Annotated in this window: 15 protein-coding genes; 6 read left to right on the top strand and 9 right to left on the bottom strand. The window is 57.3% G+C overall.

Going from position 1 to position 19980, the window contains the following annotated elements; genetic code table 11:
• Positions 1 to 259: 259 nt before the first annotated feature.
• The 5 genes from tpiA to gldG form a co-directional block, all read right to left on the bottom strand.
• Positions 260 to 1015, bottom strand: coding sequence for a triose-phosphate isomerase (gene tpiA / locus E1J53_RS05960; RefSeq protein WP_253930651.1), 756 nt, complete (start codon positions 1013 to 1015; stop codon positions 260 to 262).
• 63 nt (positions 1016 to 1078) lie between these two features.
• Complete coding sequence (gene bioB / locus E1J53_RS05955) at positions 1079 to 2167, bottom strand: biotin synthase BioB (RefSeq protein WP_134272028.1); 1089 nt, start codon at positions 2165 to 2167, stop codon at positions 1079 to 1081.
• A gap of 95 nt (positions 2168 to 2262) precedes the next feature.
• Positions 2263 to 3453 (bottom strand): zinc dependent phospholipase C family protein, encoded by a 1191-nt coding sequence (locus E1J53_RS05950; RefSeq protein ID WP_134272027.1) that lies wholly within the window; start codon positions 3451 to 3453, stop codon positions 2263 to 2265.
• Between the two features lie 31 nt (positions 3454 to 3484).
• Positions 3485 to 4498, bottom strand: coding sequence for a hypothetical protein (locus tag E1J53_RS05945; RefSeq protein WP_134272026.1), 1014 nt, complete (start codon positions 4496 to 4498; stop codon positions 3485 to 3487).
• Positions 4491 to 6236 carry a gliding motility-associated ABC transporter substrate-binding protein GldG gene (gene gldG, locus E1J53_RS05940; RefSeq protein WP_134272025.1) on the bottom strand — a complete coding sequence of 582 codons (1746 nt, stop codon included), beginning with the start codon at positions 6234 to 6236 and terminating at the stop codon, positions 4491 to 4493. The genes E1J53_RS05945 and gldG overlap by 8 nt, the downstream gene beginning before the upstream one ends.
• A gap of 340 nt (positions 6237 to 6576) precedes the next feature.
• Between gldG and E1J53_RS05935 the strand changes: the two genes are divergently transcribed.
• Together E1J53_RS05935 and E1J53_RS05930 are read left to right on the top strand one after the other, a co-directional pair.
• Positions 6577 to 7503 (top strand): alpha/beta hydrolase, encoded by a 927-nt coding sequence (locus E1J53_RS05935; protein ID WP_134272024.1) that lies wholly within the window; start codon positions 6577 to 6579, stop codon positions 7501 to 7503.
• A gap of 39 nt (positions 7504 to 7542) precedes the next feature.
• On the top strand, positions 7543 to 8493 hold the full coding sequence (locus E1J53_RS05930) for a sugar phosphate isomerase/epimerase (RefSeq protein WP_134272023.1): 951 nt from the start codon (positions 7543 to 7545) through the stop codon (positions 8491 to 8493).
• A 71-nt stretch (positions 8494 to 8564) separates the two neighbouring features.
• Here the strand turns inward: E1J53_RS05930 and E1J53_RS05925 are convergent, their stop codons facing one another.
• Complete coding sequence (locus E1J53_RS05925; protein WP_134272022.1) at positions 8565 to 9884, bottom strand: Gfo/Idh/MocA family protein; 1320 nt, start codon at positions 9882 to 9884, stop codon at positions 8565 to 8567.
• A gap of 24 nt (positions 9885 to 9908) precedes the next feature.
• A complete protein-coding gene (locus E1J53_RS05920; RefSeq protein ID WP_368671730.1) occupies positions 9909 to 11270 on the bottom strand; it encodes a DUF1080 domain-containing protein in 1362 nt (453 codons plus the stop codon).
• Between the two features lie 74 nt (positions 11271 to 11344).
• Between E1J53_RS05920 and E1J53_RS05915 the strand changes: the two genes are divergently transcribed.
• A complete protein-coding gene (locus E1J53_RS05915) occupies positions 11345 to 11956 on the top strand; it encodes an START domain-containing protein (protein ID WP_134272021.1) in 612 nt (203 codons plus the stop codon).
• A gap of 9 nt (positions 11957 to 11965) precedes the next feature.
• Here E1J53_RS05915 and E1J53_RS05910 read toward each other — a convergent pair whose 3' ends face one another.
• Together E1J53_RS05910 and E1J53_RS05905 are read right to left on the bottom strand one after the other, a co-directional pair.
• Positions 11966 to 12586, bottom strand: a complete 621-nt coding sequence (locus E1J53_RS05910; protein WP_173021382.1) for an aminotransferase class IV — start codon at positions 12584 to 12586, stop codon at positions 11966 to 11968.
• Between the two features lie 20 nt (positions 12587 to 12606).
• Entirely contained in the window at positions 12607 to 13614 is a 1008-nt protein-coding gene (locus E1J53_RS05905; RefSeq protein ID WP_253930643.1) for an aminodeoxychorismate synthase component I, read from the bottom strand.
• 168 nt (positions 13615 to 13782) lie between these two features.
• On the opposite strand from E1J53_RS05905, the gene E1J53_RS05900 reads away from it, so the two are divergent.
• From E1J53_RS05900 to E1J53_RS05890, 3 genes are all read left to right on the top strand, one after another.
• Positions 13783 to 16209, top strand: coding sequence for a zinc-dependent metalloprotease (locus E1J53_RS05900; RefSeq protein WP_134272019.1), 2427 nt, complete (start codon positions 13783 to 13785; stop codon positions 16207 to 16209).
• Positions 16210 to 16537: 328 nt separating this feature from the next.
• Positions 16538 to 18919, top strand: a complete 2382-nt coding sequence (locus E1J53_RS05895; protein ID WP_134272018.1) for a carboxypeptidase regulatory-like domain-containing protein — start codon at positions 16538 to 16540, stop codon at positions 18917 to 18919.
• A 116-nt stretch (positions 18920 to 19035) separates the two neighbouring features.
• Entirely contained in the window at positions 19036 to 19953 is a 918-nt protein-coding gene (locus E1J53_RS05890) for an alpha/beta hydrolase (RefSeq protein ID WP_134272017.1), read from the top strand.
• Positions 19954 to 19980: the final 27 nt, after the last annotated feature.

Below are 19980 nucleotides of genomic sequence, written 5' to 3'. Positions count from 1 at the left end.
ATCTTGACCAAGTAGGGGCTTACCACTTTTAAGATGGTCTGCTAACAGCTTTTGGAGATCCGCTGGTAATTTGTCTTTTGCGCTTTTCATTCTTAAAGATAGTAGACACACTTACTTGAACAGTCTCGGGCAATACTTGCCCCTCAGGCTGTTGAAGTTCCACTGACTAACAGACTAACGAACTAACAGACTAAAAGACTAACGTACTAACAGACCAACAAACCAACAGACCAACAGACCAACCTACTAACAGACTCCTCTACCGTGCCTTAATGATCTCGGCGAAGCCATCAGCTTTGAGGCTGGCTCCTCCCACGAGTCCACCGTCTACGTCGGGTTGCTCGAAGAGTTCGGCGGCATTTCCCGGTTTGACGGACCCACCGTAGAGAATCGTCGTGTCTTCCGCGATGGCATCCCCAAACTGGCGGGCAATGATGCCACGGATAAAGGCGTGCATTTGCTGGGCTTGTTCCGGAGACGCCGTAACCCCGGTACCGATGGCCCACACGGGCTCGTAGGCAATGACCACGTCCTTCATTTGCTGGGGACTGAGGCTGAAGAGGGCCTGCTCAATTTGTTTACCCACCACGTGCTCGTGGTTTCCGGCTTCGCGGATGTCCAGCTTTTCACCGCAACAATAGATTGGCTTGATGCCTGCGGCCAGGGCTTTGGCGACCTTCATGCCGATCAGCCCATCTTCCTCTCCGAAATAATCCCGCCGTTCGCTGTGGCCGAGGATCACGTAGTCGATTTCAACTGCCGCCAGCATCGCCGCACTGAGCTCACCGGTGTAGGCACCACCATCTTCATGGTGCATATTTTGGGCGGCTACGAAATAGTTTTCGTGCTTGTCCGTCAGTGCTTTGATGGACATCAACTGAATGGAGGGGACGCCAAAAACGACCTTAGTGGCGGGAGTACCCACGGTTTCCATAATGTCCTGCGCAAGGCGTTCGCCTTCAGCGGGTGTAGTATTCATTTTCCAGTTACCGGCAACCATGGTTCGGGAGCTCATAGTGGATATTTTTTTGGGGGTTTCTTTAAGTACGGTTGGAATGACAAGGCGTTGTCCGAAAAACTATTTTTTCTTCCGTTTAGCCTCATTTCGGGCGATTTTGTGACCCGGCCGCGACCATTTGATGCGGGTTTTGCTCTCGGGGCCACCGGGGTCCTCCTTAACCTGAGGTTGTTCTCCCTTGGCGTAGGGAGCGGTGGGGCGAAGGCCAAGCTGCTGGAACATTTCCAGGTCCTCGAATGCCTCCGGATTGGGGGTGGTCAGCAATTTGTCGCCCGCAAAGATGGAACCCGCACCGGCCAGGAAGCAGAGGGCCTGGCCTTCGGGGGTCATGCTGGTCCGACCGGCACTCAGGCGAACGGTGGTATTGGGCATCATGATGCGCGTTACGGCGATCATCCGAACCATCTCAAAGATGTTGACCGGCTGCTGATCCTCCAGCGGAGTTCCTTCCACGGCGACCAGCGCATTGATGGGTACTGATTCCGGCTGGGGGTCAAGACTGGCGAGGGTGAGTAGCATCTTCAGTCGGTCCTCGACGGATTCGCCCATGCCGATGATTCCACCGGAACAGACCGTCAGGCCCGCCTTGCGGGCGTTGTCGATGGTCTCCAGCCGGTCTTCGTAGCCCCGGGTAGAGATTACTTCCTTATAGTATTCTTCGCTGCTGTCGAGGTTGTGGTTGTAGGCGTACAGACCCGCAGCGGCAAGGCGTTCGGCCTGATTGGGGGTAAGCATGCCGAGGGTGGCACAGACTTCCATGCCCAGACCGTTCACGGTCCGAACCAAATCGAGTACCTGATCAAATTCCGCATCGTCGCGGACGTTTCGCCAGGCGGCCCCCATACAGAGGCGGCTGCTACCCAGGCCCTTGGCGCGCTCGGCGGCCGTCCGGACCTGTTCCACCGTCATCAGCGCATTTTCTTCGACATCGGTATGATAGCGGGCGGCCTGTGGGCAGTACCCGCAATCTTCGGGGCAGCCACCGGTTTTGATGCTCAGCAAGCTGCTCATCTGGACCTCGTTCGGGTCGTGATGCGTGCGGTGGACGGATGCAGCCCGAAAGACCAGGTCCATTAAGGGGCTATCGTGCAGCTTTTTCAGCTCGTCTAAAGTCCAGGTCTGGGGAAGGGCATCAGTCTTCGCGGTCATACTTTGTGGGTTGTTGGGGGGCAAATATAGAACACCCATTCGTGGATGGGATGTCTGCCAGGCTTAAATTCAGGAGGGGGAACCGACTTTCGTCACTATTCGTGAACCCGGCCCTTAATCTTGCCGCGTTGAACGGCGGCATTCAGACTGTCCACCGTCTCCGCATTGGCCAGATTGGGTACGAGTCGCGAAAGGTCTGGCTGACCTGCGTCGATCCAGCAACTGTACCATACGGACCCTACGCTTAGGATAGAGGCCCGGAAGCGTTCTTCCACCATGCCCTGCATTACGGTGGCCCAGGCCCGGGCAAATTCGGGGCACTGGGTGCGGATGGTCCGGCCGAGACGCTCGTCAAAACACATCTGTTGATCTTCCGGGAAGGTCTGACGCAACCGCCACTCCGACTGAAGTACGCTGTCCACCAGGACGTGGCTGTCCATAACGATATCCCAATAGTATTCCCGGGGATTTTCAATGTAAGTGGCCTTGCCCACGAAAAAGTCGTATTCCTCGTCGGCGAATAACTCCGGCAGCCGGCTTTCCCAGAAGGCATGAATGCCTACCTGATCCGTCAATTGACCGTTGTAGTTTTCCGTGGTGTGCAGGGGGACGTGGGCGTCGCCGATGTAATGGCCCATCTCGGCGGCCAGCCGAAGAATTTTGGTGGGGTTCTCCTCCCGAAAAGCCTCCGTCAGTCGGCGGTGCATGGACTCCAGGTGATAAGGGAGAATACCGTAATCGGTGAAGCCTTCACTAATGGTCACCTCCTGGGCCGAGATCGCCGGCAGGCCGAGCGCACGTGCACTATCGGCCGGGACAACGATCTGGTCTTCGTAGTACTGGGGGATGACGTTGCGAATCCACCAACCACGGCAGGTGCCCAGTGGAATCTCCACCCGGGAGCGATCGTTGTTGAACACCACCACGCTTTCCGGAGAAAATTTCTGGTTCCCCGGGGCCTGTAATATTGTGTCTACTTTCCAGTTCTCGCTGCCAATCGTGAGTCCAGCCTTCCAGATGAGGGCATCCGTCCAGCGCTCCGGCACGTGATCGTAGGTCTTGTCTTCACTCCAGTGGTCGAGGTCAATGTAGTGACGGACCGCTTCGTGTTCGGTGGCGTAGCGGCGTTTGTCGGGGTCGACGGCATGCTCGGTGACCCACTCCAGATGGGCCCGGAAAAAGGGCATCATCTCGGCATCGAGGGTGAAAACCGCCAGGCGATTAATTCTACGGTGCCCAAAGAAACCCCATTCCGGGGTGGGAATGGTCGTAAAGGCACTTCCCACAAGTAGAAAAATGCCTAAAATAACGGTAAGCCTAGAAGGAGTCATAAGCGACGAGCAGCGGTTGTGTGGTCTCTACGTTCAAAAGTACCCAATCTTCACCGTTGTTGATGAATGCCGTGAAGGCTTCCAGCCCTCCGCTTTCAATGTATTCCCCGGTTTTCACGTCGTTGGTCAGGGTTCTTCCCTGGTAGCGGGGAAAGAGACGCATTTCCTTGGCTTCCTGCCCTTCCTCCTGGAGGGTGATTACGGCAAAGGGCAGCAATTCCCGGGCCCTTTCGATGGAGGGAGCATCCTGGTTTTCGTAGCGGTTGACGTAATATTTCTCGTAGCGGCTCAGAATACCCTCGGCAACGCCGCGGGGAATTTCCCGGACGGGCTGTCCGGTTTCGTAGAGCGGACTCAGGCGATAGCTTCCTCCATCTTTTTCCAGTAGAAAGCTTTTAGACTGTTGTTTGGGGTAGTCAATACTGAGCCGCTCCACCTTGTCCGGGTCAACCTGAAAGTACACCTTAGATCGCCATTCATCATCCCAGAGATTGAAGCGGGCCCGGATGTTGCCGGTGAAGCCGGGTTGGTGGACGATGTAGGGGTTTTCGCTATCTTCCTTGATGGCGTAGGTACCCGTTTCGTCATTGGTGGACCCCCCGATGTAGTACCCCCGGAGTTTGTTTCCGTTCCGGTCAAAGAGTTGTACCAGTATGCCCTGCGTGGCCAAGTTTTTGACCATGTTGGGGATGGCCTTGCGGGTGGGGAGGGACTGAATGTCAATCAGTCGGACCGTACTGAGCAGGTTTTTCATGACGTTTTCGTTGGCGGGCTTTCCGTCCGCCAGCCAGCCGGTTTCGCCGCCCCGGGTGAGGGTGACGGTGTGACCTTTCCGGTCGGCCACGAAGATTTTGTGGACGTCATCAATCTCCGCGTAGGCAAACTGCCGTTCTTCGGCACCGTCGGCGAGGCGCGTTGGGGTCTGGCCCTGAGACGAGACGTACCACGCAAGGGCCCCCAGCACGACGACGGCCAGGAGAAGTAAAGAAGTTCTATTCATTGGTTGGGGAAGCTTTTTGGGCGTATTTCCGCCGCCGGAGCCAGTTGAAAACGAGGCCGAAAATGGCCAGCAATAATAAGGGGGCAACGATGTTCAGGAACCGCCACCAGGTCGCCTCGGTCCGGGCGGTTTCCCGGTCGATCAGTCTTAGTTTGACCTCCTTGCCTCGCGCCCCAATGACCCCGTCAGGATTAATGAGATATTCGATGGCGTTGAGCATCAGGGACTTGTTGGCGTACTGGAATTTTTCCCAGCGGTTTTCGCCGAGACGGAGGGGTTCGTTCCCGTTACGGACTTCGTTGGCCAGGACGTCGCCGTCGGAGATGACCATCATCCGCGTCGGGACGGACTCCCGGCGAAAGGCCATGCCGTTTTCCCGTAGGATGGCTTCGTTCTCCCGACTAAGCCGGTTGGCGTAAGGGCTTTCAAACACGCCTTCCAGTAATACCCCCAGCGCAAGGCTGTCTTCGTTGAACCGGGCCTGATCGAGGGAATACTTCTGTGCGTCCAGGTCGATGGGGGAAGGCAGTCTTTGCCGCCGCGATCGGGGGCTGGACTTCAGCAGCAGCGTCTTGGCCACCTTCGGGTCATCGTTCACGTAGGAAATCACCGAGGGGAAGCGAAGATCCACGGGGTCGAGATTCTTGACGATGGGGTGCTCGCCTTCCGGAATGGCCATAACGTGATAGGGGAAGGGCACCAGAGAAATGTTGGGTTTGCCCTGATTGGTTCCGGTAACGATGGGAATGCGGGTGCTGACCAGGTCGAGGGCCAGTACCGGCTCCAGGCGGAAACCGTATTTGAAGAATAGGTCTTCCAGTCCGAGTGACCGGGGCTGGGGGTAAAATTCGTTTCGCCCGATTAGGGAATCGTAGTCCATGGCCACGGCGTCGATGGCCCACAGGACCTTGCCGCCGTTCATGATGTACTGGTCAATCTTGAAGGCATCAAAATCGGAGAAGGGAACGGTGGGTTTGGCCACCACGAGGAGTTCAATGTCGGTGGGAATGGTGGCGAAACTGTCCAGGTAAACCGGCCCGACTTCGTAATCTTCCCGTAGAGCGCTGACCAGGTCGAAGGTCTTAACGCCCGGCAATTCGCCGTTGCTGAGGGTGAAACCGACGACGGGCTTGTCGTCGTTCGTCAACCCGTGAATGGCCCGACTCAGTTTGTATTCCAGGAGGGCTTCGGCCTGGTTAATGCGACGTTCCTCCGAAATGCTGGGCAGGGCGGGCTCCAGGAAGGGCACCACGCGCAGCCGGTTGCCGTAATAAAGGATGGCGTAGGGATAGACGGCGTTGGTTTGTCGCTGGGAAGCCGAAGCAGCGTAGACGGTTACCGGCAGGATGCCCAGGTCTTCCTGCAGCTGACGTTGGCGATCCCGGACTTGTTCGATATCTCCTTCCAGGGGGTCGGCAAACTCAAACTGGACGTTGTCGGAGTAGCTGGCAAAATCCAGCAGCGTCTCCTCAATTTTCTGGCGAAGAATCTGGTAGTTGGCGGGAAGGTCTCCGTCGAGCAGTACGCGGACCAGCAGGGGCTCTTCGAGTTGCAGCAGCTGATCCACGGTATTGTCCGTGAGGGTGAACCGCTTATCCTCCGTCAGGTCCAGCGCGCCGTAGAGGGTGGTGGTGCCGAAGCGGGCGTTGGCCAGGACGTTGATGATGATGAGCAGGGCCAGGGCCAGGAAAAACTGGAGCAATGAATGCCGACGATACTGCTTTTCAAGATTGGCCATAAAGTGGGGGAAGGGGAGTTGTTTCGATTGAGAACGCGAAGATAACGGGAAGATTACACTGTACCTACCTTTTAGCCGGGGATGGCCCGTTCTGTGACATTTGGCTGATGGTGCCCCGTGCGGTCGAGCATTTCCAGTGCGAGGGGTAGCAGTAGACTGATGATGCTATTGTCATCTTTGGTCGACCGGCCTGCGGAGCAGGCCTTTTCCGGGTACTCTGCTCTTTGCTTATGTTCTTTGCACCTGCGCCCCGACGCCCAAATTCTCCACTGTAGCCCGCATCAACGCTGACCATGTAATCCCCGTCTTAAATGCCCTTCTTCCCGACTATCTTTGCGGCATGCGAAAACTTATCCTCTTTCTGGCTACGATGGTGGTGCTGTACCTTGGCGTCACCTACTTTTTCAGTGGCCTCATTTTGCATACGCCCGACCGCGACCTGGCCACGGTGTACCAGATGAATCAGGAGCGATGGTCGCTCAACCTCGATAGCCTGCTCCGGACCCTGCCCGGCCAGGAATCGGTGGAATTCGTGAGTGGCTACGATGACATCAAACTGAAGGGATGGCTGTTCCTGCCCGACACGGTGACCTGCGGGGTGGTAATGGCCCACGGATACAGCGTTAACCGCGCCAATATGCTTAAATACGCTCCGATTTTTGCCGACTGCAATTGTGCGTTGATGCTGTACGATCACCGGGGCCATGGCGAGAGCGATGAAGCCTACGGTAGCGGAGGCTACCACGAAGCCAGTGACCTCATTACGGCCACCGAAATCCTCCGGGAGAAAACGGACCTGACCATGGACAAAATCGGTTGGTTCGGAGAAAGCTGGGGCGGGGCAACGGTGCTGCTGGCCGCCGCCCGGCAGGAAGCGCCCAAACCCGCCTGGGTGGTCGCCGAGAGTCCCTTCGCCGACTGGGAAAGTGCTGTCATGGAGCGGGGCGTCAAGGATTATGGTCCGGCCCTCTACGCCCTGACCCCCGGTGCCTTCACCTGGACGGGCTTCCGGGCGGGCGTAAGCTTTGATGAGGTCAGCCCGGTGCTGGCGGCCAAAGACATCGACGTTCCGGTGCTGCTCCTTCACTCCCGGGCGGACACCCTCACGGCTCCCGAACAATCGGACCGCATCGCCAAGAATATCCGGCCGGAATTGCTGACCTATCACGCCCTGGACTGGGGTGCCTGGCACGCCCATAACATCATCTGGCGACGGGATGAATACACCCGGATCGTCCGGGATTTTGTGGGGGACTTTTGTAATTAATGTCGTCTTTTACGGCATTAACCGCTCAAAGACAACTCCATGCACCGCCGTTCCTTTCTCTCTACCGGTCTCCTGTTACCCACCGGAGTGGCCCTGGCCGCAACTACCACCAAACCATCTCCGCCGAATACCAGCCTTCGGGTAAGTCTCAAGGCGGACGCAATTGGCGTAAGTGGCTCGCCCACCGAGATGCTGGAAGGTGCCATCAAACATGGATACGACGCGCTCTCCGTTCCCGCCCAGTGGCTGGAGGGGATGACGGCCAAGGAGCGGCAGGGATTCGCCGCTCGGGCAAGAAGCAACGACATCAGTTGGGGCGCCAACGGCCTGCCCATCGAGTTCCGGCGCAGTGAGCAGCAATTCCGGGCGGACCTCGGTGCCCTGCCGCAGCACGCCGCTAATCTGCGTTCCATCGGGGTGACCCGCATCGGTACCTGGATCATGCCCTGCCACGAATCCCTGACGTACCGGGACAACTTTGATCAACATGCGTCCCGCCTGCGCGACGCCGCCAGAATCCTGCGGGAGGAAGGTATCCGTCTTGGTTTGGAGTACATCGGCACCCGGAGTTTGCGGCACAGTCAGCGCTTTGCCTTCATCAGTACGGGCCGGGAACTCCGTCAACTGATTGACGCCATCGGGGAAGAGAACGTGGGGGTGATCCTGGACAGTTTTCACTGGTACACCTCCGGGGAAAGCGTGGAGGACCTCAAGCAGTGGTCCAACGAGGAAATTGTGGCCGTAGACGTCAACGACGCTAACCCAAAACTCAGCCGCGAGGACCAGGCCGACACCGCCCGGGAGCTCCCCGGCGCCTCCGGAGTGATTGATCTGAATGGTTTTCTGGGCTTTCTGCACGAGCGAAAGTACGAGGGGCCCGTGCGGGCCGAGCCCTTCAGCGCCACCCTGAACGGAATGGACAACGATCTGGCCATGGCCGCAACCTACGCGGCGGTGGCGGGCAGCATCGAACGGGCCATCAAGGGATAAAAAAAGAGCAGGCTCCACGAAGGGAGCCCGCCCAAATTCACCAGATAGACTAGATCAATTAAGCTTTTGTACTACACGCTGGGTTCCCAACCGGGCTCGTACTCGCGACCCCAGAGCTCCATGGCCTGAGGATCGTCGGTCGGGCGACCGGTTTCCGGGTCGCAGTGGAAGGAGCCACCGGTTCGCTGGGCGATGTTGCCGAGGTGGCAAATCGTTACGCTGGGATTGGCGTCGACGATGGGACTGTGCAGTTCTTCCTCATGGGTGATGCCCTTGATGAAGTTGTGAGCGTGCAAGTCGTCAAGACCGCCACCTCCGGCCAGGCCCATTGAAACGCTCTTGCCTTCTTCCTTTTCACTGCGGATCTCCTTACCCTTTAGATCGTAAACCCAGTAGCCAGCCCGATCCATGAGCACCGTTCCTTCGGTGCCGTGAATGATGGCACCGCGGCCGCGATCAAAGAAGGCCTTACCGTTGCAACTACGGCCCTCCCAGTTGATGGTCTTTCCGCCGGGGAATTCGTAGGCCGCGACCTGGGTGTCGTAGGCTTCCCAGTCGTCATCGAAGTGGTAGCGCCCGCCGGTACTGCTGACCCGGGTGGGGTAGTGGACGTCCAACGCCCAGCGGCACATATCAATTTCGTGGGTACCGTTGTTCAGGAGTTCGCCCGTTCCCCAGTGCCAGAACCAGTGCCAGTTGTAGTGCACGACGTTGTCTTTATACTTTACGCGGGGAGCGGGGCCCTGCCAAAGCTCCCAGTCGAGCCACTCCGGGATCGGGGCCGATTTACCCACTCCGATGGACCCGCGGGTATTGGAGTACCAGGCCTTGCCGGCGTAGGCCTTTCCGATCAATCCTTCGTGGATTTCCTTGACGATTTTCTGTCCGGTAACGGAACTTCTGGTCTGGTTGCCCATTTGCACCAGAAGGCCGGTCTTGGCCTGCTTAGCGACCAGCATTTCTCCCTCGCGGGGGTTGTGGCTGCAGGGCTTCTCCAGGTAGACGTGCTTGCCCGCATCCAGGGCCATCATGGCCATGGGGGCGTGCCAGTGATCGGGCGTGGCGATGACCACGGCATCCACGTCTTTGTCTTCCAGGAGCTTACGAAAATCCTGCTCGCCTTTTGGTTTGTCCTTGCCGGCCTTTACCGTGGTGGCCTGCGCCTTGGCAATGGCGCGAAGGTCCACATCCCCGATGCCGTAGACGTGACTGTCCTTCGTTTTGGCGAAGGTCCCCGTCAGGGAATTCCCCCGGCTATTGGTGCCGAATACGGCGACGTTTACCCGGTCGTTCGCACCAATGATTCTTCGGCGACTGTAGGCGGGAAGGCCGACGGAGACACCGGCTCCGGTGAGGGCTGCATTACGGAGAAATTTTCTGCGGGTTGGCATAAATCTTATCTTTTTGCTGAAGAACTAGAGTTCACGAATCTTGATGGAGCGGAAGGCCACGGCGTCGCCGTGGTCCTGCAGGAGAATAGGCCCGGCCTTCCAGCGACCGAAGTTGGGCCAGTCACGGTATTTGCTGTAGTTGACCAGGGCGGTAAACATCTGACTGAAGCGGTCGTATTCCACCACCTTGAAGCCGTTTAACCAGTGCTCCACCTGACCGCCCCGGACCACGATGCGCCCCCGGTTCCAGTCGTTGATGTAGAGGTCTTTACCGCGCTGCACCTCCACGGGACTGGCGGTGATCAGGTCATATAAGGAGCCCGCGGTCCGGTTTCCGGCTACGCCCATTTTGGCGTCGGGGTGCCGCTTATCGTCAAGGATCTGGAACTCGAGACCGATGGCCGATCCGGCGCCCTTATTGAGCTCCGGGTCGACGAAGTACTTCACCCCGGAATTGGCCCCTTCGGTGGGCTTAAACTCGAACTGCAGCTCAAAGTCGCTAAAGTGCTCCTTGGTAATGATGTCTCCGCCGTTGGTGCTCTCTCCACCGTCACTGGCCAGGACGTGAAGTTCACCTTCTTTGATTTCCCAACCCGATTCGGGAAAAGCATCCAGTTTTGCGCCGCGCCATCCCTGGGTGGTCTTTCCGTCCCACAGGAGCCGCCATCCTTTCCGGCGCTCAAACTCGGACAGGCTGTTCGGGACAAGGTTCACCTGGGGCCCAATTCCGGGAGCCGGTATCCGGTCGGCTTCAGTAGCGTTCTCCTTGATGCGCATGTTCTTCCACTGCACCTGTTTGCCGGCCAGCGTTTCCGGAATGCTGTGAACCTGCAGGCAGATCATCCCCGAGGCATCGAAATTGTCCACCAGGTGTGCCGCCGGAATTCCGTTGATGAAGGTTCGGATCTCATTGCCGATGGCCTCGATTCTGGCCCGGTTCCAACTGCCGTGTTGGTAGGCTGCCCGGGCGGGTAGATTGTAGTGCAGGGGGTAAATCCACCCCCGGCGGGCTTCATCGTAAATGCCGCCCGTGTAGGCGCGGGGACTGGGGTCGATTTCCATCTGGTACCCGTACACCCGTCTGATGTCCTTTTCCTGTCGCCACTGGGCGCGGAACATCACGCCCGAATTCAGGGGAGCCTCGTCGTAGAACTCAAATTCGAGCACGAAGTCTCCGAAGGGGCGGTCCGTACACAAGAAGCTGTTCGGGGTGTTGATCACCGCGGTGCCCACGATTTTACCGTCCACTACCCGGTAGGGGGCCTTCCCTCCGTATTGCTCCCAGCCGGAAAGGTCCTTTCCGATCAAGTCCCGGAAACCCTCCTGGGCCAGGAGTGGGGTAACGAAAAATACAAGAGCGAGAAAGAAAAAACTTCGGGTATTCACGTTTATTTGGCAATGGGTAAGCAACGTAGAAAATATTTTGTCGTTATTCAGTCAAGACCAATAATTTACCACCTATGCGGTCGCTATTGACAGTAATTATTTTGGCGCTGGCGCAGGTGCCGGGTATGGCCCAGGATGCCGACGGATTCGTGCACAAGGCCTCCGAGGACGGCGTTGACGTATACGTTCGCATCGAGGATAATGACGATATGACCGTCCGAGTCACCACTACTGCCCGGACCAAAGTTTCCGCGGTGCGGGAAGTGTTGGATGAAGCCGAACACTACCCCGCCTGGGTTCACCGCTGCGCCGAAGCCCAGCGTTTGCCCGGGGGCACTGATAACGCCTACCTGTATCTGAGCCGGGTAGACATGCCCTTTCCGTTCAAGGACCGGGAGGTGGTGGCGGCCATCAGTCAATCCGTGGACCCCGCAACCGGAGTATTCCGGCGCTTGATCAGCAGTAAGCCGGATGCCTACCCTCTTTCCAAAAAATACAAACGGGTGGAATTGTATGAGTCCACCTGGGAGGTCCATCCCTTATCGGACGGAGGCGCCAAGCTGACCTGTACGGTCCGCACCGCGGCGGGGTCGGGACTTCCCGGCTGGCTCCGGGAGGACATCATGACCGGCGGCCCCGTGAAGACGATCAGGAGTCTGCGGGAAAGGGTGGAAGCCAGGAAATAAAAAAGAGGGCTAGGGTAGTCCCTTGATGGCACTCACGGGCAGGGTGGGGGCCTGCTCCCAGGGCAACATGGCGTTGATGAGCTTGATTTCCTTGAAGTGCTTGAGGTCCCGGTCCCGAATCACGGTGGGGCGCAGTTGACCTTCGGCGATCAGCTTTTCTCTTCGGCAGCCGCGCAGCAGTGGCCAGGCCGGGGTGTACCAGAACTTTCCGTCGTAAAGGGCTACGTTGGCGTAACTGGCGTCGGTCAGATGACCACGCTGGATCATCAGGATATCGTCACAGTCGCCCTTTTTCTCCAGGCATTTCCGGATACCGGTGCGGTTCAGGAACTTCTGACCGTAGCGTACCTCGTCGGCGTTGACGAGTCGGACGCTCTGGACCGGTACGACGTTGTAGGGAATGAGTTCCTGTTTTTCCAGCCCTACACCGTATACAACCCGGAGCTTGTAGGTTCCTTTTTTGGGTAAGTCCAACTCCCCGATAACGGAAGATAAATTAAAGGAAGGACACTTGGGGAAAATTAGTTTTCTGGAACGGGTAACCCTCCGCTGGTGGAAGTCCAGAAGCGGTGCTTTTCCGTCTACAATCCGAATGGACTCCAGCAGCGATTGTTGGTTACGTGTGCTCAAAGTCAGGGTGATCCTCCCTGCTAATGTAAAGAAAATTGACTAACGGCCAAGGGAATACGAATCTTTGTCTTCAGTTCTTCATATTCTTCCCGCCAATCGCTGCGAGCGGTAATTCCTCCTCCGGAGCGGAAGTAGTGGTTTCCCGAGGCATCTTCTTCAATGAAGCGGATCAGCACGCAGGTATCCAGCCGGCTTCCGTCGAAGTAACCGGCGATACCGCAGTAATACCCTCTCGGCCCTCCTTCGGCCTCCTGGATAATCTTTAGGGTTGCCGGTTTAGGGGCGCCGCTCACGGAACCGGCCGGTAACAACTTCAGCATGATGCTTCCCAGTTGGTTTCGCCAATTGTCCCCGAGTTCACCCCCGATGTTACTGCTCGTCTGGAGCAGCCCTCGCCGACTGGTAGCGATTTTATGAAAGTAGCGATAGTCGGTCACCCGAACGCGTTTGGCCACCTGGGAGAGGTCATTGCGAATCAGGTCCACGATCGTAGCGTGCTCGGCAATTTCCTTGGGACTTTTCAGGAGAGCCCGGCGGGCACCGGGGGTGTCCCGTGAAGTTCCCTTCATCGGCCGGCTTTCGATGTACCCTTCCGGCGATACGGTAACGAAGGTCTCCGGACTGAAACAAACGAATTTTCCCGGCCACCACACCCGATACAGGGCTTCGCTGTGGTGAAATACGGAAGCCATCGTCCCCCGAAGCTCAATGGGGGTAGGGAACGTAAGGTTGGTCAGGAAGCTGTCTCCCCGCTGCAGTCCGCGTTGCACCACGTCAAAGGCTTTCCTAAACCGTTCCTCCGAGAGGTGGCGCGCGCGCAGTTTGGGTTGGGAGCCGGGAAAGTCTTCTGTGGGTCGGCTGAAGCCGGGGAAAGCGAACCGGGGAATCCCTTTTGTGGCCGCGTCCAGGGGCCACCAGTGAGGACTGCTTTGTTCGAAATCAACGAGGAAAAACAGGGGCCTTCGGCTGGCCCCGGCCCCGTTCAATTCGTGCGCCCACGATTCCATCCTTGCCGCAGAAAATTCCATGCTCCAATAGGACGTTTTACTGGCTAAAAAGTTACCCCCGACCCCGTTTTTCTGGCGCCCGTTCGCTAATAATCACGTTGATTGCCGGGGAACTTGATCTCATTTACGGTACGGTTAAAAATACCTTTTTACCTTAGGCCTCTATTCCTGAAAAACAACCAGCCCCAAATGAGAACCATACTGCTGCTGTTCGCCTGTTTCCTGGCGACGGCCACCTTTGCACAAGATGCTCCCGCTGAAAGTACCAGTGAAGAAAAACCGGCCCAAAAAAAAGAAAAGAAATCTCCCTTTAAGGATTACGAAGACCTCATTCCCGAAGACGCCGAAACCGACGAGGGACTCTTCACCGTCCATAAGGTGGACGAAAAGTACTATTACGAAATTCCCTTTGGCCTCCTTGGTCGGGATATGCTGTTGGTGAGCCGGATCGCCAAAATTCCGGCCGGTCTGGGTGGTGGCTACGTTAACGCCGGCTCGAAAGCCAACGAGCAACTCATTCGTTGGGAAAGGGTCAATAACGCCATTCACCTCAAATCGATTTCCTACAACAGCGTTGCCAGCGACAGCCTGCCAATCTACATCTCCGTACGGGATAACAATTACGAACCCGTGATTGCGGCCTTTAACATTGAAGGCTTCAATCCCGATTCCACGGCTGCGCTGATTACGGTGAATGACTTTTTTCTGTCGGACGTCAAGGCCATTACGGGCCTTTCCAAAGGGTTGCGTAAGGCTTACGAAGTCCGGAGCCTGGACAAGAAGCGCTCCTTCATCAGCAGGGTGGGGAGTTACCCCGAGAACGTGGAAGTACGCCACGATATGACCTACATCTCCGGCAATCCGCCGAATTATAGCCGGACGGGCACCATCAGCCTGCAAATGGCTCAATCCATGTACCTGCTACCGGAAAAGGCCATGCAACCCCGGATGTACGACGAACGGGTGGGATGGTTTACCGTCAGTCAGGTGGACTACGGTTCCGAAGCCCTCAAGGCAGATCGCAAGACCTACCTGCGGCGCTGGCGGCTCGAGCCCAAGGACCCCGCAGCCTACGCCCGGGGGGAGCTGGTGGAGCCGGTGAAACCCATCGTGTACTACCTCGATCCCGCCACGCCGAAGAAGTTTCGTCCCTACTTCCGCCAGGGAATTGAAGATTGGCAGAAGGCTTTTGAAGCCGCGGGCTTCAAGAATGCCATCATCGCCAAGGATGCTCCCACCCCCGAGGAAGACCCCGACTGGAGCGCGGAAGACGCCCGATACTCCGTAGTACGGTACGTGGCAAGTACTACGCGCAACGCTATGGGCCCCAGTGTCTCCGACCCCCGATCCGGGGAGATCATCGAAAGTGACATCATCTGGTACCATAACCACCTCCGGTCTTACCGGAACCGGTACCTGCTGGAAACCGGTGCCGCCAATCCCCGAGCCCGCAGCCTGGACACGCCGGCCGAAGACATCGGGGAGATGATGCGGATGGTCATTGCCCACGAAGTGGGGCATGCGCTGGGGCTTCCCCACAACATGAAGGCCAGCTACGCTTATCCCACGGATTCGCTCCGCTCTGCGAGTTTCACCCAGAAGTGGGGCCTGGCCACCACGATTATGGACTACACCCGCTACAACTACGTGGCCCAGCCAGGAGACGAGGGCGTCCGCTGGGTGCGGATGCTGGGGCCCTATGACCTTTACGCCATCAACTGGGGCTACCGGGTCATTCCCGGGGCGGACAGTCCGGAAGCAGAAAAATCTACCCTTAACCAGTGGATTACCGAAAAGGGTGGAGACCCGATGTATTTATTTGGCGCCCGGAACTCCTTTGACCCCAGTTCCCAAACCGAATGCGTTGGGGATGATCCGGTCCTGGCCAGCGACTACGGCATGCGGAACCTGCGCATCGTGGCCAAAAACCTGCTGGAATGGACGAGCACTCCGGGAGAGGGATACGACGATACCGAAGAGCTGTTCGGAGAATTGCTGGGCGTCTGGTCACGCTACGCCGCCCACGTGACCGCCAACATCGGCGGAGTGTATGAGCTGCGGAAAACGGTTGACCAGCCCGGTCAGCAGTACACTCACCTTTCCAAAGCGGAACAGTCGCGGGCGATGAGTTTCCTGAATCGCGAGGTCTTTGCGGCGCCCGATTGGTTGCTGCAGAAGGATATCGTCACGAACATTGCTCCGAGCGGCATCGTCAGTCGGGTGAGGAGCCTCCAGGCCCGGCAGTTGAATAACCTTTTGCGGTACGACCGCCTGCAGCGGATGGTGGACAACACCGCCCTGAATGGTGCCCAGGCCTATTCGCTAACCCAGATGTTCGATGAACTACGCAATGGGCTCTGGCAGGAAGTAATCAATACGGAACCCATTTCTCCTTACCGTCGGAATTTGCAACGTGCCTACGTAGAAAGTCTGATGAGCCTGATGAAGCAGGACATGAATGCTCCCTCAGACATTGGCGCGGTAGTTCGCTACGAGATGAAGTTCCTGCACAAGCTGCTGGACAAGCACACCAAAAAGTATTTCCTCGGCGTAGACCGTAACCACCTGGAGGACCTATCGGACCGGATCGCGGAATTCCTTGACCTGGAGGACTAGGCATCGGACCATTTGGAAGGAGGAAAGGGTGATTGCTCACCAAATCAAAATTCATTGGTCATCCTTTGCTCCTTCCAGAATGGACTTTGCACCTGCGCTTGCGCCCGGATATTATTTGATTTTATGCGCCTAGGGTAGGTAAATTCCCGGTACGTGGCGGAATAGCTGTCGTTTTTCTGCTCAAAGTGCGCGGAACATAAGTTTTTTGCTTATGTTTGAATTGATACCAAACATCTTAGGGCGTGGCTTACGTTATCGGGCTACTCCACTACCTGAACCTAAGAACAACGCCAAGTTGTCAAATTACTGATTACCTAGTACACTCGTTATGAGATATTTCTTCCAATCCCTCCTAGTATTCCTGCTACTAGCGGCCGCCCTTCCCGTAAGTGCCCAGTTCCGTTCGGAGATGCGAACGGCCGACAAGGAGTACGAACTCAATGCCTACAACCTGGCCATTGAGTCTTACAAAAAAGCATTGGCTCGCCGTCCCAATAATGTGGAGGCCCTCAGTCGGATTGCCGATTCCTACCGGATGCTCAATCAGATGCAGACCGCTCACAGTTACTACCAGCAGGTGGTACGGGAGAGAAAAGTAGAAGCCTCGACCCTGCTCGAACACGCCCACGTACTCAAGGCCCTCGGACGCTACGACGAAGCCAAGCAGTGGTATTTGCTTTACGCGCGAGACCACGATCAGGTCGTGGGTAATCACTTCGCCCAAAGTTGTGATTTTGCCCTCCGCCAGATCAGTTCGGACGGTGGATTTGTCGTCCAGTCCTCCAACGTAAACGCTCCGGTGGCTGACTTCGGCCCAACCATGCCGTCTCCCGGCCAGTTGGTCTTCAATTCAGCTCGGACTACTTCCGGAGAAAACTTTGACGGGCAGGCGCGCAACCGTCCATTTGTGGCGGCCGTCGGCCCCGACGGAACCCTACAGGAAGCTTACGTGCTGCGGACCGGATATACGGATGCAGCCGGCAACGTGGGGCCGGTGAGCTACACTCCCGACGGACGCCAGGTCATCTTTACCCGCAATAACTTCAAATCTGGTACGCGCATGGTGCCCGAAGCGGGGATTTCCATGAACCTGATGATTGCTGACGTAAACCAGGATGGTGCCTGGGTAAACCCCCGGCCGCTTCCCTTTAACGGCACGGATTACAGCACCGGCTACGGTACCTTCTCCGCCGACGGTAACTCCATTTACTTTTCCAGTGACCGTCCGGAAGGCTACGGTGGATTCGATATTTACCGGGCCAGCCGCCAGGGCCAAACCTGGGAAGCCATTCCGGAAAACCTGGGTACGGTAGTTAACTCCGTGGGCCACGAAATCACGCCCTTCTTCGACGGAGCAAGCCTGTTCTTCTCCTCCGACTGGCACCACGGCCTGGGTACTTACGACGTTTTCCGGGCGGAAATGGTCGACAATCGGCCCCAAACTCTTTACCACATGGGTAACGGCATCAACTCCAACCGCGACGACATCGGCTTCATTTATGATCCCGTCATGAACAATGGCTACGTGGTCTCCAACCGGATTGGGGGCAGTGGCCAGGAAGATATTTACTACGTTGGCCGCACGAACGCGCGCAAAACCCTGGTGGTACAATCCGCTTCGGATGGGGCCTTCCTCCCCAATGCCGTGGTCGACATGACCGCCTGTGGCGGACAGCAATACCAGACCGATGCGGGTGGGCGTTACGTTTTCCAATCCACTCAGGGGCTGAACTGTGACGTGATCATTGGCGCTCCCGGATATCAGTCCGTACGTATCCCCATTCAGAATATGCAGGCGGACGCTCAGAATATTGTCCGGGTGACCCTGAACGCTGCCGGTGGCGGTGAGAACCCCAATGCTGGAAATACACCCCTGCCTCCCGGAGCATACCGGGGAACGGTAACCAACGCCCAAACGGGCGCCCCCGTACAACTGGCCGACGTCACGATCACCCAGCGGACCACCGGACGTTCGGCGAGCATCAGAACCGGCATTGACGGTGGGTATATCGTTGCACTGGATCCTTATTCGACCTACGATGTTTCCATTGCTGCCGCCGGATTTGAACCCCTTCGGTTTCCGGTGACCAATAACGATGGCAGCGACCCCAATGTGCTGGGTAACGTCACGCTGCTGCCCGCTCAGGGCGGTGGTGGTGTGCCACCCGCCCCAACCTATGGTCAGGTAACGGGCTATGCCGTGCAGCTAGCCAGCCTCAGTAAATCACCGGACCTGGCAAAGTTTGACAACGTAAAAGAAGCCGGGCGCGTGTATGACGTCAGTGCCGGAGGCGCCTACAAGGTGCGTATCGGAGTGTTTCCGACCCGGGCAGAAGCGGACGCTGCTGCCGCTATGGCCAAGCAACGTGGCTACAACGGTGCCTTCGTAGTGGCCGACAGCGGTATGTCCGCTAAGCCGATGGCCGGTGGAACTGCTCCTCCGCCCACCACTCCGCCGGTGACGAATACTTCCGGAGCCTTCAAGGTTCAACTTGGTGCCTTTAGCAAGCCCGAAAATTTCGACCGCAATAAGGCCGGACAACTGGGAGCCCTGGAGACGACCACCCGTGGTAACCTGACGATCTTCATGATTGGTGGCATCTCCTCCCTGGAGGCTGCCCGGTCCGTGCAGTCACGAGCGCAGAGCATGGGATATTCCGGTGCTTTTGTTTTACAGAACGTAAACGGTACCCTGCAGAAAGTGAGATAACCAACTGTGGATTTTTGGCGAAGGCCCCGGAGAGTTCTCTCCGGGGCCTTCGTGTTATTTCGGGCAGGCTTCAATAAGCGGGTCGGTTATTTTTCCGGCTTTACTACCTTTAATCCATGCGGCTGTTTTTTCTTTTCCTTTTCGGATTGGTGTCCTGTCTCTCAGCTCAGGATCGCGTGATTCCCCTTTTTCCGGAAGGGGCACCCTGTCCGTCGGGATTCAGGGACTCCACGGTATACCTCAATACAATTGGGCGACTGATCCGACGCGTGGCGGAGCCCGAAATCCATCATTATCAACCCGTTCCGCGATCTGCTTCGGGGAGTGCAATCCTCATTGTGCCCGGAGGCGGATACGTGGTGGAAGCCTGGGATATTGAGGGTGAAGACATCGCCCGTCGGATGGCACAAGAAGGTATCCATGCTTTTGTCCTTAAGCATCGTCTTCCCCGGTACTACACGGATTCCTGCAAGTATACGGTTGCGCTGGGTGATGCGCAGCGGGGTATCCAGACCATAAGGCTGATGGCCGATTCCCTGGGCATTGACCGCGACCGGGTGGCCATTATGGGGTTTTCGGCCGGAGGGCATCTGGCGGCCTCGGCCTCCGTTCATCACCTGGCTCCGGACAGCACTGCTTTTCCGCCGGCGGCAGCTTTTTCCAGCCGACCCGACCTCAGCCTGCCCATTTATGCGGTGTTGAGTATGGACGATAGTCCGGTTTCCCACGGCGGATCAATGATGTCTCTACTTGGTGAGCATCCCGATCCGGCCGTGCGGGATCGGTTTAACTTGCCACGCCAGGTTCATCCCGGGGTTCCTCCTACGTTTTTGGCGCACGCCAGTGATGACGAGGGGGTGGTGCCGGATAATTCCCTGCGATATTACCGGGCACTTCACGAAAACAGGGTGCCGGCGAGCCTGCACGTATTTTCTACCGGAGGGCACGGATTTGGCACGGCCAAACACTTTGACGGCCCGGTGTCCGGCTGGTTGGACCTGGCCCTCCAGTGGATGCGCTGGCACGGCTTTTAGCCTTCTATTTCCAAAAGAAACCAACGA

This window comes from Lewinella sp. W8 (assembly GCF_004375085.3).
GTDB lineage: Bacteria > Bacteroidota > Bacteroidia > Chitinophagales > Saprospiraceae > Neolewinella.
Note: the sequence above shows the minus strand (reverse complement) of the source record. Positions and strands in the feature narration are given on the sequence as shown.